General features: G+C 36.3%; 9 protein-coding genes and 1 pseudogene. 5 read left to right on the top strand and 5 right to left on the bottom strand.

Features of this window, described 5'->3' with window-relative positions:
- From F6K13_RS16245 to F6K13_RS16230, 4 genes are all read right to left on the bottom strand, one after another.
- On the bottom strand, positions 1 to 201 hold a 201-nt coding region (locus F6K13_RS16245), incomplete at its 3' end, for a hypothetical protein (protein ID WP_287287843.1).
- Between the two features lie 190 nt (positions 202 to 391).
- The gene (locus F6K13_RS16240) at positions 392 to 727 is read right to left on the bottom strand and encodes a XisI protein (RefSeq protein ID WP_124145470.1); all 336 of its coding nucleotides are present in this window, start codon (positions 725 to 727) and stop codon (positions 392 to 394) included.
- A complete protein-coding gene (locus F6K13_RS16235; RefSeq protein ID WP_275670390.1) occupies positions 697 to 969 on the bottom strand; it encodes an element excision factor XisH family protein in 273 nt (90 codons plus the stop codon). Before F6K13_RS16235 ends, F6K13_RS16240 begins: the two co-directional genes overlap by 31 nt.
- Before the next feature lie 5 nt (positions 970 to 974).
- Positions 975 to 1,190, bottom strand: a complete 216-nt coding sequence (locus F6K13_RS16230) for an element excision factor XisH family protein (RefSeq protein ID WP_124145472.1) — start codon at positions 1,188 to 1,190, stop codon at positions 975 to 977.
- A 354-nt stretch (positions 1,191 to 1,544) separates the two neighbouring features.
- On the opposite strand from F6K13_RS16230, the pseudogene F6K13_RS16225 reads away from it, so the two are divergent.
- The 4 genes and pseudogenes from F6K13_RS16225 to F6K13_RS16210 form a co-directional block, all read left to right on the top strand.
- Positions 1,545 to 1,718: pseudogene (locus tag F6K13_RS16225) on the top strand (UPF0175 family protein); the annotation flags it as partial.
- 128 nt (positions 1,719 to 1,846) lie between these two features.
- A complete protein-coding gene (locus F6K13_RS16220; RefSeq protein ID WP_124145473.1) occupies positions 1,847 to 2,374 on the top strand; it encodes a DUF29 family protein in 528 nt (175 codons plus the stop codon).
- A gap of 36 nt (positions 2,375 to 2,410) precedes the next feature.
- On the top strand, positions 2,411 to 2,938 hold the full coding sequence (locus F6K13_RS16215) for a DUF29 family protein (protein WP_124145474.1): 528 nt from the start codon (positions 2,411 to 2,413) through the stop codon (positions 2,936 to 2,938).
- 76 nt (positions 2,939 to 3,014) lie between these two features.
- Positions 3,015 to 4,499, top strand: a complete 1,485-nt coding sequence (locus F6K13_RS16210) for a hypothetical protein (RefSeq protein WP_124145475.1) — start codon at positions 3,015 to 3,017, stop codon at positions 4,497 to 4,499.
- A gap of 118 nt (positions 4,500 to 4,617) precedes the next feature.
- On the opposite strand, the gene F6K13_RS16205 is transcribed toward F6K13_RS16210, so the two are convergent.
- Positions 4,618 to 4,788, bottom strand: coding sequence for a hypothetical protein (locus F6K13_RS16205; protein ID WP_161564576.1), 171 nt, complete (start codon positions 4,786 to 4,788; stop codon positions 4,618 to 4,620).
- A gap of 207 nt (positions 4,789 to 4,995) precedes the next feature.
- Between F6K13_RS16205 and F6K13_RS16200 the strand changes: the two genes are divergently transcribed.
- On the top strand, positions 4,996 to 5,468 hold a 473-nt coding region (locus F6K13_RS16200; RefSeq protein WP_287287842.1), incomplete at its 3' end, for a lectin-like protein.

Below are 5,468 nucleotides of genomic sequence, written 5' to 3'. Positions count from 1 at the left end.
CCATTCCCCAGAAAACAGTTGCACATTTTGAAAAGCACGCCAGTAAGTCAGGGAACCCGTGAGATAGTCAGCTTGATCCCAAGCAGGTACAGACTTATCAAAAGCAAACCAGAGGCGATCGCTCACCGCTCCCAATAACCATAGAATAGTTAGGGTAAGGATGTGATTAATTTTAGGTTCTTTTTTTTCTTGGGAAATCATAATTTCAGGTATCAGTTATCAGCAAAAATTGTAATGGACTGACACATCTAAAACGGTGTAATAGTAGGGGGCGGGTTTTAGCTAGAATTTTAATGCTTACTCTAAGGTTTATATAAACCACCCCTAATGTACACCCATTAGTTGTATCAGTCTACTACCGGAATTTGCACCAGCGAAAACGCTCTTCAAATTAACAAACTGCAAAATCGGTTATCTTACGTTTTTCGGGAGTATAAAATCCTAAAACAATTTTGTCTTTAGGAACCCCTTCTGCTAACAATTCTCCTGCTATACCATCTTCAATTCCGTCGCGATGAATCCAAATTTTATCCTCTCTAATTTCCAGATGAACTATGCAACCATGAACCATTTTATGACCTTCTACTCCCACAATCATTAATAGATAATGGTTTTGTTCTCGGTCAAAAACCGTTTTTCTTTCTACTTCGCTATCAGAATAGCGCAATTTAGCGTATTCGCCGATTATTTTCTCGATTATTTGTTGATATTTACTGATGGTATCCATTCAATAATTACCTCCTCTAATTTGTGGAAAGCTACTAAATTTAAGCGTTGGTTTTCTAGCATTAGTTTGCCGATGGGTTCGCTAAATATACCCTCATAAGCTTCTTCATCTACTGCTAAGTAGAGGATTCTTTCTGGGTTTGTTTTTTTGAGTACATCGTGGTAAACGATATACTGACCAACCGCATTTTCTAGATCGTTCATTGGGGAAGGACTTGCAAAACTTTTCAATTCTACTGCTATTTTTCCTAAAAAACAAGGTCTAAAGTTTCTCCTTTCAAGGGAATGAAAAAAATCAGCTTTAGTCTTTCAATCCCGATGCTGAGTGCCAGAGATACTGATAACTGATAACTGATAACTGAAATGGGACCCCACTTGATAACGTAAGGGTCATCAGTTATGCTCCAATTATCTTTGACTAAAGCATTAATTAAGTTGTTATGGTAAGCATCTCTAGCTGGCATAAATAAAGAAATACTGAGGGTAGTTTTTATATATAAACCGGGTTTATTGATGAGTTTCTGTTAGTTGTTTTTGGACTTTTTCCAAGTCTGCAACTGTCAGAGACATAGATAATTTCCTGTTACTATTTGAGACTGTTGCTGGTATTATACCAGAAAATTTCTTGAGAATAACACCATTTCAGTTATCAGTTACCAGTCATCATTTATGATATGATAAGTTAATAACTAGAGGAAATACTCATGCAGCAAATTCAGATTTTCTTACCAGACGAACTTGCCTCTTTCCTAAAGGAAAAATGGGGAAATTTAGAACGTAAGCTAATCGAAATAATTGTGGTATAAGCTTATCGCGAAGGTTCTATTAGTAGCGGTGAATTGCGAGAATTATTGGAATTTTCAACCCCTTTAGAAGCAGATAAATTTCTTAAGTCTAAAGGAGTAGATTTAGATTACGATGAAGAGGATTTTATCAGCGATCGCCAAACCCACAAACAACTAGAAAAAGAGGGAAAATCAAAGAGGTTATGATAGTTGTTTCGGATACTTCGCCGATTTGTTATTTACTTCTGTTAGAGCTGTGTATTTAATTTTTCCCATGCTACAAAATACTCCCATACTCCCCTTTTAAGCACCAATAATTTATAGGAAAATAACTGATGACAACTCAAGAATTAATTGATTTAAGGACTTGCATTATGGAAGGTAGAAATCACGATGCCTTAGCAATTGTTGACGAACTGGATGCCATGAGTAAAAAAGACATCATCAGAAAAATCAAATCCTATTTAATTGTGATGTTAATTCACTTAATTAAAAATCAGGTAGAAGGACGTTTAACTAATTCCTGGGCAGCGTCCGTCCGCAATGCAATTATTGAAATTCAAGACTTAAATTTGAAGCCAAATCAAACTTCTTATTTTATCAAAGAAAATGAATGGGAGGAGATGTTAGAAAATGCTATAGAACGTGCTATTCGTGATGCAAGCACGGAGGTAGAAAATGGCGCTTACAGTCCATTTAAACTGGAGGAAATGGTAGATAAAAATTCTGTAATCGCAACTGCTAAGAGTTTTTTAGCCTTAACTTACAGTTGTTCTGCTAAAGATTTGTTAGCTGTTATTGACGATAATTTAGCATTATTACCAGGTGGGGAAGATTGGAAGTTTGGCAGAAGAAATAAGTAGCATCTTTAATTGTTAATTTTAGGAGAAAAATAACTAATGACAACTCAAGAGTTAATTGATTTAAGGACTTGCATTATGGAAGGTAGAAATCACGATGCCTTAGCAATTATTGACGAACTGGATGCCATGAGTAAAAAAGACATACTTTTCAAGATAGATTATTATTTAACTGTGGTGTTAATTCACTTAATGAAAAATCAGGTGGAAAAACGATTAACTAATTCCTGGGCAGCATCAATTCGGGCTTCAATTAGAAAAATTAAAAGCTTAAATTTAAAGGAAAATAAAACTTCTTATTACATTAAAGAAGAAGAATGGGATGAGATATTAGAAGAGGCGATTGAATTTGCTATTGGTGATGCTAGCGTGGAGGTTGAAAATGGTGCTTACAGTCCGTTTCAACTGGAGGAAATGGTGGATATAAATTCTGTAATCACAACTGCTAAGAGTTTTTTAGCCTTAACTTACAGTTATTCTTCTAATGATTTGTTAGCTGTTATTGACGATAATTTGACTTTATTACCCGGTGGAGAAGATTGGAAATTTGGTAGAAAGAATAAGTAGGGTATCTATTACTCATACTTTTAATTCTATAAAGCTAATAGCTGATAGCTGACCGCTTAATGCTTACATTAGAGGAGTGAAAAATATCAAAGTGCTAAAAAAACAAAAATCATACCATAGCCTTTTTATCTACAGTATTTTAATCTTAATATCTGCCTGTAGCAACACATCAAATATTTCCGACAACCCTACACCCACTAACAATTCTAAATTAGAGACATTAAAGTTTGAAAAAAAGCCCATTAACGACAAAGGTGGATACTTCTATACTAACGGCGAATACGCTCTTGGACCATTCACTAAAACAATGATTAAAAAATGTCGAGAATGGGGAGGTGGTGGCAGTTGCAATAGTAACCAATGGTCAGAAAAATTATTTCTCCAAGCTTATGGAAACAGAAGATGTCCGGAGGGAGCTACCCTCAACAAAATTATCGGTTATTGCGTCGAAAATAACCAAGTCATGGGTCCTTTTCCTCAAGAATTAATCACTGCTTGTGTCAAAGCTAACGGTGGAAATAGCTGTCAGTTGAACCTTTGGAATGCACGTTTCCTCTACAAATTGATGCAAGATGAAGGTATAGTTAGCAAAATAGATAAACCGCCCCAATTTGTGATGTTAGCTTTTGATGGTTCCAGTTCCCTAGACGCTTGGAAAAGATCGCGCAACTTTGCCCAAGAAATGGAGAAAAAAGGTATTAACCTGCGGTTCACTTATTTTGTCAGTGCAGTATATTTTGTCAGCAAAGACAAACGAAAACTTTACGATGCTCCCGGTGGGAAAGGAAAAGGTCGGTCGGATATTGGTTGGGGTGATACAGCGGAAGATATTGCTCTGAGACTCGAACAGGTTAACCTCGCTTATCAAGAAGGTCACGAGATCGGGTCTCATGCAGTGGGTCATTTTGATGGTAGCAAATGGAGTGAGAAAGACTGGAGCGAAGAGTTTAAATATTTCGAGCAATTTTTCTTTGGAGCGCATAAAATTAATGAATTGCCAGGTTCTCTAGTATTTGATCGCACTGCCATCGAAGGTTTTCGCGCACCACTATTAGCTCGAAGTCCGGGTTTGTATAAAGTTTTAGCCAAAAATGGTTTCCGCTATGACACCAGCAAAGTAGCATTATCTAACTATTGGCCGCGAAAGGAAAATGGTATTTGGAACTTTCCGTTAGCTAGTCTGACTAATTCTCGTGGAAAAAATGTTCTGTCAATGGATTATAACTTTTATTATTTGCATTCTAAGGCAAAACCAAACCCTCGTAATGCGAAACGTTATGAGGAGGATACTCTGAAAACTTACATGAAGTATTTCCAGAACAACTATAATGGCAACCGCGCTCCTATAGATATTGGGCATCATTTTTCAGCTTGGAATAACGGTGCTTACTGGAACGCAATGTTTCGGTTTGCTGAGTCTGTCTGTGGTTTACCAGAAGTTCGATGTGTTACTTATAGTGAGTTAGCAGATTTTATGGACTTGTTGAGTGACGAGCAAATTACCGCTTATCAGCAGGGAAATTTTCCGAAAAGTTCAGAGGATGAGGTTGCTCAGGAATAGTTGAATAAACAAGGTAGAGGGAACCCTAGAGAAATCATTTTATATCTTTATTAATGGGGGTTTGTGATGACCAAATAGAGGACATCCCATAATTATTTCCATGATTTAGGGACCATATTCATCTTATCAAAATAATTGGGTCGCGCAACCCCGCCTTAACTGGCGATCGGGTTTTTGGAGGTTTGCTCAAATCCCCGTTACAAAAATAACTTCTGACTTCTGACTTCGTTAACATCCCCACACTTTCTTGATGCACTACTATATTATTAGTATTTACTTCTCTTTTCATAGTTTGGTTGATTTATGTAAAATTACTTACAAGTTTAACATTTTTATGAAACATTCGTAAAGTTACTTACGATCATTAAATAAAAATGTAATGATTAAGCAGGTAGGTTTAATTATCCATATAGTGATGAAGATTCAGAACAGTGAAAACCCGATTGGGATTGCTTTATGGCCACCTACTTATTTTTGTAGATTAGTTGTAAATACCATGATCAAAAAATTATCTTTTGCTACTATTGGTGCAATTTTAATCAGCTTAGGAATTAGCAAAACAGCTTCAGCAGCTCTTTTTTTTTCAGATACAGGACATTATTATGAATATGTATCTGTCCCAGAAAGGTTGACTTGGCAAGAAGCAAAAATTGCAGCAGAAAATAAATACTTTAATGGTTTTCAAGGTTATCTAGTAACCATCACTTCAGCAGCAGAAAGTGATTTTGTTAATTCTATTGCTACTAATGATTTAGATCAAGTTAGTGAAGGATGGATCGGTGCAAGTGATGCTAGCGAAGAGGGAGTATGGAAATGGGTTACAGGTCCAGAAGCAGGAATGCAGTTTTGGCAAGGTAGTGCTGCACCTCAAGGTTCAGTTGTTAATAATAGTTATGCAAATTGGTCTATATTAGAGCCTAATAATACTCCCAACACTGATGATGGTGAAGATTTTGCCCAAATTAGCTA

Origin of the sequence: Okeania sp. SIO2B9 (assembly GCF_010672505.1) — a bacterium.
Classification (GTDB): Bacteria; Cyanobacteriota; Cyanobacteriia; order Cyanobacteriales; family Microcoleaceae; genus Okeania; species Okeania hirsuta.
This window is presented reverse-complemented; position numbering and strand designations above follow the sequence as displayed.

What these genes read in the sequence shown, in the direction of transcription:
- F6K13_RS16230 (WP_124145472.1), bottom strand. Translation starts at nt 1,190, where the DNA reads ATGCCAGCTAGAGATGCTTACCATAACAACTTAATTAATGCTTTAGTC.
- F6K13_RS16240 (WP_124145470.1), bottom strand. Translation starts at nt 727, where the DNA reads ATGGATACCATCAGTAAATATCAACAAATAATCGAGAAAATAATCGGC.
- F6K13_RS16215 (WP_124145474.1), top strand. Translation starts at nt 2,411, where the DNA reads ATGACAACTCAAGAGTTAATTGATTTAAGGACTTGCATTATGGAAGGT.
- F6K13_RS16220 (WP_124145473.1), top strand. Translation starts at nt 1,847, where the DNA reads ATGACAACTCAAGAATTAATTGATTTAAGGACTTGCATTATGGAAGGT.
- F6K13_RS16205 (WP_161564576.1), bottom strand. Translation starts at nt 4,788, where the DNA reads ATGAAAAGAGAAGTAAATACTAATAATATAGTAGTGCATCAAGAAAGT.